The following is a 14,988-nucleotide window of genomic DNA, read 5'->3' as shown; positions in this document are numbered from 1 at the left end:
TTGGTCGCTAACGGTAAGCCACGCGAGCCCGCGTCGCAGGTCATCCTGCAGTCGCCTGTTTTGCCATCGATCGAGCCGATGGGGGAGCGGATAGCCCAGTTCGACTGGTGGCGTACCTCGCTTGGGCCATTGTCGCGCTGGCCTGCTTCGTTGCGCATAGCCGTGGACATGATGCATTTGTCACCTTTCCCATGTGCGGTGGTCTGGGGGGCGGACCTGTGTGTGGTGCATAACGATGGCTACCGGGCGTTGCGGGCATTACCGGATGCGCTGGGCATGGCGTTCGATACCCTGTGGAGTGATATCTGGCCTGCAGTGGGACCCTGGGTGTTCAAGGCACTGGAAGGCCACTCGAATTTTGTCGAGGACCCACCCCTGCGTATCGTCCGCAGTGAAGGCGCCGAACCACTATGGTGCGCATTCGGTTATGCCCCCCTGCACGATGAACTCGGTAACGTGGCGGGGTTTCTGCATACGGTGATCGAGACCACGGCCAGCGTCGAGGCCCACCGCCATTGGCGTGAGCAGGTGCAGAGCTTTGAACGCCAGGTTGAGCAGCATGTGGCCGAGCGAGAGCAGTTCTGGTTGCTGTCGCGCGAAGCGATGATGATGCTCACCCCTGAATTGAAATTGCATGCTGCCAACCCTGCCTGGTACCGCATTCTGGGCTGGACACAAGAGCAGGTGCAGGCGATGTCGGTGATGGAGCTGGTGCACCCGACAGAGCGTACCGAAGTACGATTGGCAGTGTCCGGGCTGTTCCAATGCAGCCACGCGGAGCAGCTGGAGATCCGCCTGCGACACCGCGATGGTCACTACCACTGGTTTCGCTGGAGTGCACGGTTTGACGGCAACCTGCTGACGGCGGTTGGCCGGGACATCACCGCAGACCGTGAAGAGGCTGCGCGTCAGGCAGAGGCGCTGATGCACAACAGTGAGCGTATGGAGGTGGTTGGCCAGTTGGCGGGCGGCATGGGCCATGAAATGAACAACTTGCTGTCCGGTATCGGTGGCAGCCTCGAACTGCTGCAGCGACGCCTGCAGGAGGGGCGGCTGGAGCGTGTGGAAGCCTACGTGGACGTTGCGCGCGACGCGGTGCAGCGTGCCATGGACCTTACCCATCGGTTGATCGCATTTTCCCGCCATCAGCCATTGGCCCCGCGGCCACTGGACTTCAGTCGGCAGTTACGCCTGAGCGAACCCCTGTTGCTGCGGGCGCTGGGGGCAGAGATGCGTTTGCACTGGCAACTGGACGTTGCACCTTGGGCAGTGAGCCTGGACGTACCCCAGCTAGAGAATGCCTTGATCCACTTGTGTGCCAATGCGCGTGAAGCATGCCTGGAACAGGGCAATGTCACCCTCAGCAGCGTCAACGAACGGCTGACCGCCTTTTTCCCGGATGAAGGGGGCTTGCCGCCAGGCGACTATGTGGCCTTGCATGTCGAGGACGATGGCCATGGCATGGCAGCGGCGGATATCGCCAGGGCTTTCGAACCGTTTTACACAACCAAACCTCTCGGGCGTGGTGCCGGGCTTGGCCTGTCGATGGTGTATGGTTTCGTCCGTCAGTCGGGCGGGTATGCCTGGATCGAGTCGGCGCCGGAGCAGGGCACCAGGGTTTCCATGCTTTTCCCCAGGTGCCATGAGCCGGTTCCGGATGAGCCCGTGCCGGTACTGCTGTCGCAGCGCATGGCCCGGGGCGAGCGCCTGCTGCTGGTGGATGACGAGCTTGATCTGCGCGCGGTCATGCGTGAATACCTGACTGAGCGTGGTTTTGACGTCACGGATGTGGGCGATGCCAATAGCGCACTGGAGCGCTTTCGCCATGGCGGCCCTTTCGATCTGGTCATCACCGATATCGGCTTGCCGGGTGGGTTCAGTGGCCGGCAAGTGGCCAAGGCCATGCGCATGCAGCTTGCACAGCAGAAAATTCTGTTTATCACCGGATATGCGGATCAGTCCATTGAAGCGCAATTGCTCGATCAGCCGGGCACGGCATTGTTGAACAAGCCGTTTTCGCTGGCGCTGCTTGCCGATGAGGCGCTACGCCTGCTTGACGTGTAAGGCGCTTCAAGGCTTGCCTAGAATCTGTGCCACTCGCGTCTGTAACTGCTGCAACTCGAACGGCTTGCAGATCAGCTGCATGCCTGCGCCCAGGAAGCCTTCGCGGGCCATGGCCGTTTCCGCGTAACCGGTGATAAACAGCACCGGTAATTGAGGCCGCAGGCTGCGGGCAATTTCTGCCAGTTGCCGGCCGTTCATGCCGGGCAAGCCCACATCAGTGATGAGCAAATCCACCAGTTGTGCCGAGCGCAGCACCTTCAGTCCCTCGTTGGCGTCGGCTGCGCTTTGGCAGGGGAAGCCGTTTTCGCCCAGTGCCTGGCAAAGCAGTTGGCGCACATGGGGATCGTCCTCGACAATCAGCACGTGTCGGCTGCAGCCGTCTTGCCTGGTCGGCACAGGCTTGCTGGATGGCAGGGCCTGGTCGACATGGCGTGGCAAATACAGCTCCACCTGGGTTCCCTGGCCAATCTCGCTGTTGAGGGTGATATGCCCATGGGACTGCTTGCTGAAGCCGTACACCATCGACAACCCCAGGCCAATGCCCTGGCCGGTCGCCTTGGTGCTGAAGAAGGGTTCGAAGGCGTGCTCCAGCGTGCTTTGCGCCATGCCTTGGCCGCTGTCGGTGATTCGCAGGCGCACATAGTCGCCAGTGCGCAAAGCGCCGTCCGCAGCTTGCTCGGTGGCGATGTGATGATTGTTCGCCTCGATGCGTAGCAGGCCACCGTTGGGCATGGCCTCGCTGGCATTGAGCAGCAGGTTGTCGAGGGCCTCTTGCAACTGCTGGTCATCCGCCTCCACGGGCCACAGGTCTTTGGCCGCGTGCACTTGCAGGGTTATTGACGGGCTCAGGCAAGCTTCCAGGCGTTCTGTCTTGAGCAAGGTAGGCAGGTCTATACGTTGGCTGTGCAGCGATTGGCGGGAAGAGAAGGCCAGCAGGCGGTGGGTCAGGCGGGCGGCGCGTGAAACGGCCTCGCGGCCCATGCACAGAACGCCATCCAGTCCCTCGCCGCGGCCTTGGCGCAGCCGCCGCTGGATGAGTTCGAAGCTGCCGCTGATGCTGGTGAGCAGGTTGTTGAAGTCATGAGCGACGCCGCCGGCCAGTTGGCCGATGGCCTCCATCTTGCGTGTCTGGCAGCGGGCGAATTCACCGCGGTCCTGCTCTTCTTCCGGCGTTGAAGGCCGGCTGTCCAGGCGCTGCTGCATGCCATGGAGCTGGTCACGTGTCACGTACTGTCGCCGCCGGTTGCGCAGCGCGGACTGGGTCATGTGCAGCAACTGGGCATTTTCGTAGGGCGTGACCAGCCAGAGAAGATTGCCCACTGGATGATGATTCACCCCAGCGGCCGACCAGGCGCCCTGGGTCAGCAGCACAATGGGCAAATCCGACCAGCTCGGTTGCTGGTCGATGAAAGCCTGCAGCAAGGCGCTTGGGCCTTGGCTGAACACTTGCTCGGCAATAATCGCCAAGCCTGCGCCTTCGGCCAGACGCGCCTGCAGGTTGGCCAGGTCGACCGCGCAGAGGCTGTTGATGCCGGCGGAAGTCAACAGACGTGAGGTATCCGCCGCCAGTTGTGGCGGTGCGAGGATCAAGGCACGTTCATCCAGCGCCAACGAACTGGCCAAAACGACTCTCCTTTAGGGTGGCCTGATACCCACTGGACCCTGGCGCAGGCTCAGGGTTCAACTGAATCCAGGCACTGCCTACAGGCCCTGTTGCAGTGCAGGGTCGTCCGGGTTCTGGCGCTCCAGCTCGGCTAGCGAAACTTGCACGTTCTGCAGTTGGCCGGACTCTTTCCAGTACTGGATCAGCAGCACCCGTACCCGGCGATTGGCTGGCTGGCGATTGAGCACGGTTTCCAGTTGCTTCTGGGCGGCGTCGGGCTGGTCCAGTTCATGCAGAGTGACCGCCAGGGTATAGCGGTAATCGGCGTTGTCCGGGTCCAGTTCCACGGCGCGGGACAGGGCCAGCAAGGCGTACTCGTGCTGTTCGTGGCGCTTCAGCCAAAGCCCTAGCTCATACTGCAGAAAGGCCGAATCGGGGCTCAGCGCCAAGGCTTTGCCCAGCACCTGGCGGGAGGCGTCGTGGTGGCCCTGGCGCTCGAGCAGGCGTACCTGAGTTGCCAGGGCATCGAGGTTGCCGGGGGCAACCGCGAGCGCACGTTGCAAGGCCGCAGCGGCCTGCGTGTAGTCGTTTTCGTGCAGGTACAGGCGCGCCAGGTGCACTTGGGCGTCTGCATCTTCAGGCTGTTGCTCCAGGGCTTGCTGGTATTGCTCCAGGGCTGACTGCAGGGGGCCGAAATAGAGGCCGATGGCGTCAGGATCTAGGCCCAGCAGGGCATCCACGGCGGCAAAACGCACGCTTTGCTCACTGTCGTCCAGCAGCGGGCCGAGTACCAGGCTGCGCTGCGCTGGCGGTAGCAGGCGGCGGATACTGGCAATGGCCGCTCGACGCACCAGTGGCTCGGCATTTTCCAGGTCCTGGCGGGCCAGTTTCAATGCCTGCGGCGAGGGGTAGTTGGGCAACTCATCGTAGAGCGCCGCACGGCGGATCGCAGGCAGGTCGTTACGTTGCAATTGCTGGTACAGCACCCGTGCGGCACCGGGCTGGCCATCGTGAGCCTGGCGCAGCGCCTTGGCGTAGCTGTGTGCTGGCAAGGTCGGCGGAATTGGCGGGGCGTCGCGCCACAGGTAGCCGAACAGGGCCGATACCAGAATCGACAACAGCAGGGCGATCAGGTAGCGGTTGCGTCTGGGCATCGGACGATCCGTGGCGGCGGGAAGGGCAGAGCTTGGGCCAGCCGGGAGGTAAATGCAACCGAACCGGGCACGCCGCTGGCCAGGCGCCAGGCCTGCGGTGGCCATCCATGCACTGCGTATTGGGGAAATACGATGGCAAACATAAAAAAGCCCCGCAGACCATGGCCTGCGGGGCAAACGGTTGGGGGAGGAGCCAACCAAAGGAGTCGTTGAGGCAGTGGAATCAGTGTGCGCTGGCCACCGTCTCCGGTTGCCAGCCGCCACCCAGGGCCTTGTAGATCGAGACGATGCCGCGATAAAGGTCGACTTCACCCTGAGCTTGTGCATCTTCAGCACTTAGCCGCTCACGTTCGGCATCGAGCAGTACCAGGTAGTCCACGGTACCCTCGCGATAGCGAATCGAGGCCAGTTCTGCAGCCTTGCGGCTGGCGTCGCTCTGGCGCATCAGCGACAGCAGACGCTGCTGGGTCTTGTCGTAATCGCTGAAGGCGTTGGCCGACTCTTCCAGCGCCAGCAGCACCTGCTGTTCGTAGTTGGCCAGAGCCCCTTCGGCATCGGCCTTGGCGCCGCGCAGGCGGGCCCGCACGCTGCCCAGGTCGAAGGCCGCCCAGGTAATGCTCGGGCCCAGTGCCCAGGCGTTGGCCGCCGAAGAGCCGATCTGCGAGCCGCGGGCGGCGGTAAAGCCGAGGAAGCCACTAAGGCTGACGCGCGGGAACAGGTCGGCGGTGGCCACGCCAACGTTGGCGGTGGCGGCCGCCAGCTGGCGCTCGGCGCTGCGGATGTCCGGGCGGCGGCGCAACAGCTCACCCGGGTCACCGACCGGCAGCGCCTTGGCGATGGCCGGCAGGGCCTTGGGCGACAGGTCTACGCTGAGCGCGTCAGGGCGCTGGCCGAGCAGGGTGGCGATGCGATGCCGCGCCCGTGCCTGTTCGGCTTGCAGTTGCGGCACGGTGGCTTCGACTCCGGCCAGGCGGGCATCGGCACGCACCACGTCGAGGTCGTTGCCCACGCCGGCATCGCGCAGGGTTTCGGTGATGGTGCGCGATTCCTGCTGGGTCTTGAGGTTGGCCAGGGCGATTTTCTCGCGCAATTGCGCGCCACGCAGCTGCCCATAAGCATCCACCAGCTCGGCGATCAGGCTGACCTGCAGCTGTTGCAGGTCGGCGGCGGCTACCGCTTCCTGGGCTTCGCTGGCTTCGATCTGGCGCTGGATGCGCCCGAACAGGTCAAGCTCCCAGGCCATGTCCAGGCCCAGGTCGTAGCGCTCGCTGTTCACCCGCTCGGTGGTCTGGCCGGGGATCTGGCCTTTGCCGAGATCGCTGCTGGCACGGCTGGTGACCACCGGGAACGGGTCGTTCTCGGCGTCTTCGCGAATCGAGCGAGCCGACTTCAGGCGGGCGAAAGCCACGCGCAAGTCACGGTTACCGTCCAGCGAAGCCTGCACCAGCTGGTTCAGCACCGGGTCGTCGAACTGCTTCCACCACAGGCTCTCGAAGCGGCTACGGTCGTAGGCCTTGGCCTGCACATCGTTGCCCAATTGTGCAGGTTCGGTGGCTGGCGCCTGGTAGTCCGGGCCTACCGCACAGGCCGCCAGGGCCAGCGCCAGCAGGCTTGGGGTCAAGGGTTTGAGCAGGTTCATGCGTGGTTCTCCAGCACTTGAGCGTGTTCAGCCTTGCGGGCCTGGCGACGCTCGACGAAACGGCGGATCAGGAAGAAGAACACCGGGGTCAGGAACAGGCCGAACACCGTTACGCCGATCATCCCCGAGAACACCGCCACCCCCATGGCATGGCGCATTTCCGAACCTGCACCGGAGCTGAACACCAAGGGCACTACCCCCATGATGAAGGCGATCGAGGTCATCAGGATCGGCCGCAGACGCAGGCGGCAGGCTTCCAGCACCGCAGCCAGCGGGTCGAGGCCCTTGGCCTGTTCGTCCTTGGCGAACTCGACGATCAGGATCGCGTTCTTGCACGCCAGGCCCACCAGTACGATCAGGCCGATCTGGGTGAAGATGTTGTTGTCGCCACCCGAGACGATCACACCGGTGATGGCCGACAGCAGGGTCATCGGCACGATCAGGATCACCGCCAGCGGCAGGCTCCAGCTTTCGTACTGGGCGGCCAGCACCAGGAACGCCAGCAGTACGCACAGCGGGAACACCAGCAATGCGGTATTGCCCGAGAGGATCTGCTGGTAGGTCAGGTCGGTCCACTCGAAGGTCATGCCGTTGGGCAGTTCCTCTTTCAGCAGCTTCTCGATCGCAGCTTCCGCCTGACCAGAGCTGTAGCCCGGGGCGGCAGCGCCGTTGATCTCGGCAGTGATGAAGCCGTTGTAGTGCATGACCCGGTCCGGCCCGGAGGTGTCGCTGACCTTGAGGAAGGTCGCCAGCGGGATCATCTCGCCAAGGTTGTTGCGCACTTTCAGTTGGCCGATCTGCTCGGCATCAAGGCGGAACTGCTGCTCGGCCTGGACGTTGACCTGGTAAGTGCGGCCAAAGCGGTTGAAGTCGTTGGTGTACAGCGAACCCAGGTAAACCTGCAGGGTGTCGAAGATGTCGGTAATCGCCACACCGTGGGTCTTGGCCTTTTCCCGGTCGATGGCGGCATCGACTTGTGGCACGTTGACCTGGTAGCTGGTGAACAGGCCTGCCAGCTCTGGGACGTTGTGGCTTTTGGCGATGATGTTCTGGGTTTCCTTGTACAGCGCTTCGTAACCCAGGTTGCCACGGTCTTCGATTTGCAGACGGAAGCCGCCAATCGTGCCCAGGCCCTGTACCGGCGGCGGTGGGAAGATGGCGATGTAAGCGTCCTGGATGTCGGCGAACTGAGCGTTCAGCGCGGCTGCGATGGCTGCCGCCGACTGGCTCGGGTCCTTGCGCTCATCGAATGGCTTGAGCGGGGTGAACACGATGCCGCTGTTAGGGCTGTTGGTGAAACCGTTGATCGACAGGCCCGGGAAGGCTACCGAGTCGGCCACGCCAGGCTGCTTGAGGGCGATTTCGCTCATGCGCTTGATCACCGCTTCGGTACGGTCGAGGCTGGCCGCGTCCGGCAGTTGGGCGAAGGCCACCAGGTACTGCTTGTCCTGGGCCGGCACGAAACCGGTCGGCGTGGACGAGAAGCCGAGGTAGGTCAGGCCCATCAGGCCGGCATACACGAACAGGGCGATGCCGCTGGAGCGGATGACCCGGCGCACGCCACCGACGTAGCTGTGGCTGGCCCGGTCGAAGAACCGGTTGAAAGGGGAGAACAGCCAGCTGCCCAGCAGCTTGTCGAGGAACCGCGAGAAACGGTCCTTGGGTGCGTGATGGTCCTTGAGCAGCACCGCGGCCAAGGCTGGCGACAGGGTCAGCGAGTTGAACGCCGAAATGACGGTCGAGATGGCGATGGTCAAGGCGAACTGCTTGTAGAACTGCCCGGTCAGGCCGGAAATGAACGCTGCAGGTACGAACACCGCGCACAGCACCAGGGCGGTGGCGATGATCGGCCCGGTCACTTCGCTCATGGCTTTTTGCGTGGCTTCCAGCGGCTTCAGGCCCAGCCCGATGTTACGTTCGACGTTCTCCACCACGACGATGGCATCGTCCACCACGATACCGATGGCGAGCACCAGCCCGAATAACGACAGCGCGTTGAGTGAAAAACCGAACAGGTGCATGACCGCGAAGGTACCGATCAGCGAGACCGGCACCGCCAGCAGCGGGATGATCGAGGCGCGCCAGGTCTGCAGGAACAGGATCACCACCAGCACCACCAGCACCAGGGCTTCGAACAGGGTGTGCACCACTGCTTCGATGGAGCCGCGCACGAAGATGGTCGGGTCATAGACGATGCTGTAGTCCATCCCTTCCGGGAAGTCCTTTTTCAGCTCTGCCATTTTCGCCCGCACTTCGTCGGAGATCTCGATGGCGTTGGAGCCTGGGCGCTGGAAAATCGGGATGGCCACCGCCGGCTGGTTGTTCAGCAGCGAGCGCAGGGCGTACTGGCTGGAGCCGAGTTCAACCCGGGCGATGTCTTTCAGGCGGGTGATCTCGCCATCGGCACCGGCGCGGATGATGATGTTCTCGAATTCTTCCTCGTTGACCAGACGGCCTTGGGTATTGATCGACAGTTGGAAGCTGGTCGAGCCTGGGGCAGGCGGCGCGCCCAGCTGGCCGGCGGCCACCTGGCGGTTCTGCTCGCGGATTGCCGCGACCACATCACTGGCCGTCAGGTTGCGCGAAGCGGTCTTGTTCGGGTCCAGCCAGACGCGCAGCGAGTAGTCGCCCATGCCAAACAGCTGTACATCGCCTACGCCGCCCAGACGCGCCAGCTCGTCCTTGATGTTGAGGATGGCGTAGTTGGACAGATAGAGCATGTCGTAGCGGTTGTCCGGCGAGGTCAGGTGCACGACCATGGTCAGGTCAGGCGAGGCCTTGTCGACGGTGATACCGATACGGGTCACTTCCTCGGGCAGCTTGGGCTGGGTGCGGGTGACGCGGTTCTGCACCTGCACCTGGGCGTTGTCCAGGTCGGTACCGAGGGCGAAGGTGATGGTCAGCGTCAGCTTGCCGTCCGCAGTGGACTGGGAGGACATGTACAGCATGTTCTCCACACCGGTAATGGCCTGCTCCAGCGGCGCGGCAACGGTTTCGCCGATGACCTTGGGGTTGGCGCCGGGGAAGTTGGCGCGCACCACCACGGTGGGCGGCACCACTTCGGGGTATTCGCTGATCGGCAGCTGGAACAGCGAGATAGAACCCGCGATCAGCAGCACCAGCGACAGCACCGCGGCGAAGATCGGCCGGGTAATGAAGAATTTCGAGAAGTTCATCGGTAGGGTCCCTTAACCGCGTGGCGCCTGGGCGCTGGCGACTTTCACGTTGTTGCCCGCCACCTTCGGCGCCGGGTTGCTGGCCTCCAGGGCCTGCCGCTGCTGGGCGAGGGCGGCGAGGGTTTGCTCGCTGGCCATCTGTGTTTCTTCCGGGGTTACCGGCGAACCAGGGCGCACGCGCTGCAAGCCCTTGACCACGATGCGGTCGTCCTTGCCCAGGCCGCTGCGCACGATGCGCAAGCCTTCCAGCTTTGGCCCCAGTTCCACGGCGCGGTAGGTGGCTTTGTTGTCCTTGTCCATGACCAGCACAAACTTCTTGCCAAGGTCGGTGCCCACGGCTTCGTCGTTGATGAGCATGGCGTCGTACTGGGCGCTGCCGACCAGCTTCAGGCGCGCATACAGGCCCGGGGTGAACTGGCCGTTGCTGTTGTCGAATACCGCGCGGCCGCGGATGGTGCCGGTGCGCGGGTTGACCTGGTTGTCGACGAAGTTCATCTGGCCCAGGTGCGGGTTGCCGCTTTCGTTGGTCAGGCCCAGGTATACCGGGGTGCTCTGGCTACGCTGGCCTTCACGGGCCAGCTGGGTGTACTTGAGGTACACGCGCTCGTCGGCGTCGAAGTAGGCGTAGACCTTGTCGGTGGACACCACACTGGTCAGCGGGGTGACATCGGCGGTGACGATGTTGCCGGCGGTGAACTCGGCGCGGCTGACACGGCCACTGATGGGCGCGGTGACGCGGGTGAAGCTGAGGTTCAGGCGTGCCAGGTCGAGCTGGGCCTGGATCGCATCGACGCCGGCACGGGCTTCGGCGGCGGCACTGCTGCGCGATTCGGCCAGTTCGGCGGAGATGGCGTTGCTGTCACGCAGGCGCTCGCCACGGCGGGCTTCGTTGGCGCTGCGGATGGCGGTGGCCTTGGCCTGTTGCAGCTGGGCTTCAAGGCGGCGGACTTCAGCCTGGAACGGCCGCGGGTCGATCTGGAACAGCAGGTCGCCTTTCTTGACCTGGGCGCCTTCGGTGAAGGCGACCTGGTCGATCTGGCCGGAGACCCGCGGGCGCACTTCGACGGTTTCCGGGGCTTCGAGGCGGCCGGTGAACTCGTCCCATTCGGTGATCGGTTGTTCGATCACCTTGGCCACACTTACCTTCGGCGCGGCGGGAGCCTGCACGGCGTCGGGGGTTCGACCGCAAGCGCTGATCACCACCACTGCCAGGGCAGCGAGGGGGAAGCGCAAGGGTTTGAGTGATTGTTCCATGGAGAACTCCGCCAATGTATTAGTAGTGGGCGGAGTGTGAGTGTGTTGCGCGCGAGGCACGAATCGAACGGGACGAAGGTTAATATCACGCTGAATGATAAGTGGGGATCAACTATCGATGGCTGCCAGGGTTGGGCGCAGGGCACCGCCTGTGCGGGCACCACGTTACGAGAGAGCCTGGGCCTGGCCATTCAGTGAATACTTGAGGCCAGCTCGAAGATTGGCATGTACATGAGGATCACGATCAGGCCGATCAGCAGGCCGATGAAGGTCATCAACAGCGGCTCGAACAGTTTGACGAACCATTCCACCCAGCGGCCGATTTCCTGATCATGGAAGTCGGCGCAGCGCTCCAGCATCTCGCCCAGGTTGCCAGACTGCTCGCCAGCGCGCAGCAGGCGCAGTGACACCGGTGTCACCAGGTGCCCGGCCGCCAGTGCATCGGAGAGGGGCAGCCCTTCGCCCACCCGCTGGCTGGCCTGCTCCAGGCCCTGCGCTGCTGCGTTGCCGAGCAGGCCGCGGGCCATGCCCATGGCGGTGAGGATGGGGATGCCGCCTTGCAGCAGGATGCCCAGCGAGCGATAGAAACGCGCCAGCTCGTACATCATCAGGCGCTGGTGCAGCGCGGGCAGGCGCCGCAGTTGGCAGGAGGCCCAGTACCGTACACGCGGGTGCCGGCGCAGCAGCCAAAGCGCCGCGACCGCACCGACGGTGCCCAGCGCCAGTGGCGCTTGCTGGGCATGCAGAAACAGGCCGACCTGCATCAGCACCCGTGACAGCCAGGGGAGCTCGGTGCCCATGCCCTCGAACACCTGGCTGAACCGCGGCACCACATAGCCGAGCAGGAACAGCACCACACCGCCTCCCACCAGCAACAGCAATAATGGGTAGACCGAGGCACCCACCAGCTTCTGCCGGACCAGGTCCAGGCGCTGGCGATAGCTGATATAGCGGGTGAGGGCGTCGCCCAGAGCACCGGTGCGTTCGCTGGACTGCACCAGCGCCACATACAGCGGCGGGAATACCCGCGGTTGCTGGCCCAGCGCCTGGGACAGCGAGCGGCCCTCGTACAGCTGGCGCACCAGCTCGGCGAGCACCTTGCGCGCTGTCGCTGCGGGGCTCTTCTCCGCCAGGCTTTCCAGTGCGTCAATCAGCGGCAGGCCGGCATTGAGCAAGGTTGACAGTTCCTGGCTGAACAGCACCAGGTCGAACGCCGCTTCACGGCGCCAGGCCATGCTGCGCAGGGCGCCGCCGCTGCTGCGCAGGCTGAGCACACGCAGGCCTTGGTCTTCGGCCTGGCGGCGGGCCTGGTCGGCGTCCTCGGCGTCGATCTGCAACTGCACCACGCCCTGCCTACCCAGGGCCTTGAGGCTGTAGCGCATGGCCGCTCTCCTTACTGCCAGCTGGTAATTTCAGCGTTTTCGCCATCGCCACCCGGCTGGCCGTCCTTGCCCATCGACAGCAGGTCGTATTCACCGCCGTTCTCGCCAGGTTGCCGGTAGATGTAAGCGCGGCCCCACGGGTCTTGCGGCACGGCCTTCTGCAGGTACGGGCCGGTCCAGCGAGCCTCGCCACTGGGCGCGACCACCAGCGCCTGCAAACCTTGTTCGCTGTTGGGGTAGTGGCCGACCTCCAGACGGTACAAGTCCAGAGCCTTGCTCAGCCCCTCGATCTGCGCCCGCGCTACCTTGGCCTCGGAGCGGCCTAGCTGACTGAAGTATTTGGGGGCGACGATGCCGGCCAGCAGGCCGAGTACTACCAGTACCACCAGGAGTTCAAGCAGAGTGAAGCCACGTTGCGGGTTGGTTCTGCGCTGCATGGTGAAACCCTCCACTGCATGGGGACAAGCGTTGACATGCACCATGCAACAGCCGTGCACGTCTGCCTTGGGGCCTTACGCCATGCGGCACAGGAAGCGGCACAGTGCTTGCGTCGTGGTGAATGTCCTCGGGTTTTCCGGGGCATTTCCCCCACATCGGGGGCCACGACGAAGAGGCGACCGGCATGCGTGGACTCATCCTCGGTTTGATCTGGCTGGCGGCAGGTGCTGCCCAGGCCGATGTGTACATCTCAATCGATGCCAAGGGTGGCTACGTACTGACCAATGTCCATCGACCAGGGCGACACTATGAGAAGGTGATCAGCGAGCCGCTGGCCCAGGGCGGGCCGGTCAAAGCGCAGATGATCACCGGCCGCCCTTACGCCGAGGTAGTCGCCACGGCTGCGCGCCTCCACAACCTGCCGCCGGCGCTGCTGCACGCGGTGATCAAGGCCGAGTCCGGCTACAACCCCAAAGCCCGTTCGCGGGCGGGGGCAGTGGGGTTGATGCAACTGATGCCGGACACCGCCCGCGAGATGGGGGTGCAAGACCGCCTGGACCCGGAAGACAATGTGCAGGGCGGGGCACGCTACCTCAAGCAGATGCTCACCCTGTTCGACAACGACATCACCTTGGCCGTGGCGGCCTACAACGCTGGCCCGGATGCTGTACTGCGGCGCGGTGCCGTGCCGCCGTTTGCCGAGACCCGGCGCTATGTGCCCACGGTGCTGCGCGAGTATCGAAAGTTGCAAGGGTTGACTGATGATTCGTCTTTGTAACAGCGGGCGTGCAGCTCAAGCATTCCCGCAGGGGCCGCGCCACCCTCAAGCTGTTTTGGGTAGGTGAAGTCAGGGCGAATAAATACCCTTCGGCGGATGCCATCAATTTAATACTATAGTTTCCCCAAGTCTGGGCTATAACCTTCTGAAGGTGCCCAGCTGAGGAGTCCGTTATGGACGCCGCCCCTCGTTCCGTCACTCTTGACGTGCCAGCCGGTAGCGAGTTGGCCGCCCCGCGCAAGCCATTCAACCTGCTGCGCTGGTATGCCTGGGTCAGTCTGGCCATCATTCTCTCGGTGGCTGCCGGGCTGGGGCTGATTTCCAGCCGCTTCATCATCGACGAGAGCGTCGAGCGTGATGCGTTACTCACCGCACAGTTCATCACCTCCATTGCCGATGCCGAAGTGCGCCATGTGTCGATCCCCAATGTGCGGACCATGGGCGAACTGCTCGATCCGCGCACCGACCGCAATAACTTGCCCGATGTCGACCCGCAAGCCCGACGCAAGGCCCGCGGCGAGTTCCTCGACCATATCGCTCACCTGCCCGATATGCTGCTGGCCAATATTTATGCTTTGGACCATACAGTGATCTGGTCCACCAACCCGGCACTGATCGGCAAGCTGATCGAAGGCGACGAAGACCTGAGTCGGGCTTTCGAGTACAAGATGCGGGTCTCGGCCAGCTACCACAATTTCGAACAGGCCCGCGCCGAGCAGAAGTTCATCACCCCGCCCAAGCAGTTGTTCATCGAGAACTACATTCCGCTGTTCGATGCCGATGGGGATCGGGTCACCGCGATGGTCGAGATTTATAAGGAGCCCCACGACCTGATCGCACGCATCGAGCGTGGCCTGATCCTGATCTGGTTGGCCATCACGGTCGGCGCTGCACTGGTCTATGTCGGCCTTTACGGCATCATGCACCGCGCCGCACGGCTGCTGGCGGTACAGCAGAAACGCCTGATCAGCAGCGAAACCTACGTGGCACTGGGTGAGGTGTCTTCGGCGGTGGCCCATAGCTTGCGCAACCCGCTGGCCAGTATCCGCTCAAGTGCGGAACTGGCCCTGGCGTTCGACGAAGGCCCGGCGCAACGCCAGGTCAACGATATCATCAGCCAGGTCGATCGCATGTCGCAGTGGATCCGCCAGATGCTGCAGTCACTGCGCCCGCTGAACGACGAGGTATTGGCGGTGGACTTGCCGCAGGCGTTGCAGGAAAGCCTGCAGACCTACGCTGTGCCGCTGGCGCGCAGCGGGGTAAGCCTGGACCTGCAACCGTTACCGGCCGTGCAGGTGTTGGGGCACCCGGTATTGCTGCGCCAGGTATTCAGTAGCCTGATTGCCAATGCTTTGGAGTCGATGGAGCAGGGCGGGCGGTTGCGTATCGAGGTGGTACGTCACAACCGGCGCAGCCTGACTTTGCGCCTGGCCGACAATGGTAAGGGCATGAACGAAGAGCAGCAGCGTATGGCTTTTCGACCGTTCTTTACCACCAAAC

General features: G+C 63.6%; 10 protein-coding genes. 3 read left to right on the top strand and 7 right to left on the bottom strand.

From position 1 onward, the window contains the following. Positions 1-2,064 carry a PAS domain-containing sensor histidine kinase gene (locus ACK59Z_RS09870; protein WP_108190377.1) on the top strand — a complete coding sequence of 688 codons (2,064 nt, stop codon included), beginning with the start codon at positions 1-3 and terminating at the stop codon, positions 2,062-2,064. A gap of 6 nt (positions 2,065-2,070) precedes the next feature. Here ACK59Z_RS09870 and ACK59Z_RS09865 read toward each other — a convergent pair whose 3' ends face one another. The 7 genes from ACK59Z_RS09865 to gspG all read right to left on the bottom strand — a co-directional run bounded on the left by ACK59Z_RS09865 (position 2,071) and on the right by gspG (position 12,709). Next, positions 2,071-3,687: a response regulator gene (locus ACK59Z_RS09865; RefSeq protein WP_409292906.1), complete on the bottom strand. Its 1,617-nt coding sequence runs from the start codon at positions 3,685-3,687 to the stop codon at positions 2,071-2,073. A 78-nt stretch (positions 3,688-3,765) separates the two neighbouring features. Continuing rightward, complete coding sequence (locus ACK59Z_RS09860) at positions 3,766-4,821, bottom strand: HEAT repeat domain-containing protein (RefSeq protein WP_033725904.1); 1,056 nt, start codon at positions 4,819-4,821, stop codon at positions 3,766-3,768. A 223-nt stretch (positions 4,822-5,044) separates the two neighbouring features. Beyond that, entirely contained in the window at positions 5,045-6,460 is a 1,416-nt protein-coding gene (locus ACK59Z_RS09855; protein ID WP_108190376.1) for an efflux transporter outer membrane subunit, read from the bottom strand. Further along, the gene (locus ACK59Z_RS09850) at positions 6,457-9,636 is read right to left on the bottom strand and encodes an efflux RND transporter permease subunit (protein ID WP_003253849.1); all 3,180 of its coding nucleotides are present in this window, start codon (positions 9,634-9,636) and stop codon (positions 6,457-6,459) included. Before ACK59Z_RS09850 ends, ACK59Z_RS09855 begins: the two co-directional genes overlap by 4 nt. A 12-nt stretch (positions 9,637-9,648) precedes the next feature. Further along, the gene (gene mexE, locus ACK59Z_RS09845) at positions 9,649-10,890 is read right to left on the bottom strand and encodes a multidrug efflux RND transporter periplasmic adaptor subunit MexE (protein WP_003253847.1); all 1,242 of its coding nucleotides are present in this window, start codon (positions 10,888-10,890) and stop codon (positions 9,649-9,651) included. A 191-nt stretch (positions 10,891-11,081) separates the two neighbouring features. Continuing rightward, entirely contained in the window at positions 11,082-12,272 is a 1,191-nt protein-coding gene (locus ACK59Z_RS09840) for a type II secretion system F family protein (protein WP_108190374.1), read from the bottom strand. An 11-nt stretch (positions 12,273-12,283) separates the two neighbouring features. Beyond that, the gene (gene gspG, locus ACK59Z_RS09835; protein WP_014861762.1) at positions 12,284-12,709 is read right to left on the bottom strand and encodes a type II secretion system major pseudopilin GspG; all 426 of its coding nucleotides are present in this window, start codon (positions 12,707-12,709) and stop codon (positions 12,284-12,286) included. 185 nt (positions 12,710-12,894) lie between these two features. Here gspG and ACK59Z_RS09830 point away from each other — a divergent pair, with 185 nt between their 5' ends. Together ACK59Z_RS09830 and ACK59Z_RS09825 are read left to right on the top strand one after the other, a co-directional pair. Continuing rightward, on the top strand, positions 12,895-13,488 hold the full coding sequence (locus ACK59Z_RS09830; protein ID WP_004576566.1) for a lytic transglycosylase domain-containing protein: 594 nt from the start codon (positions 12,895-12,897) through the stop codon (positions 13,486-13,488). Between the two features lie 173 nt (positions 13,489-13,661). Next, positions 13,662-14,988 (top strand): sensor histidine kinase (locus ACK59Z_RS09825; RefSeq protein ID WP_409292902.1); only part of this gene is annotated, 1,327 nt, incomplete at its 3' end.

Source organism: Pseudomonas sp. KCJK9058 (assembly GCF_046230975.1).
GTDB classification, from domain to species: Bacteria; Pseudomonadota; Gammaproteobacteria; order Pseudomonadales; family Pseudomonadaceae; genus Aquipseudomonas; species Aquipseudomonas alloputida.
This window is presented reverse-complemented; position numbering and strand designations above follow the sequence as displayed.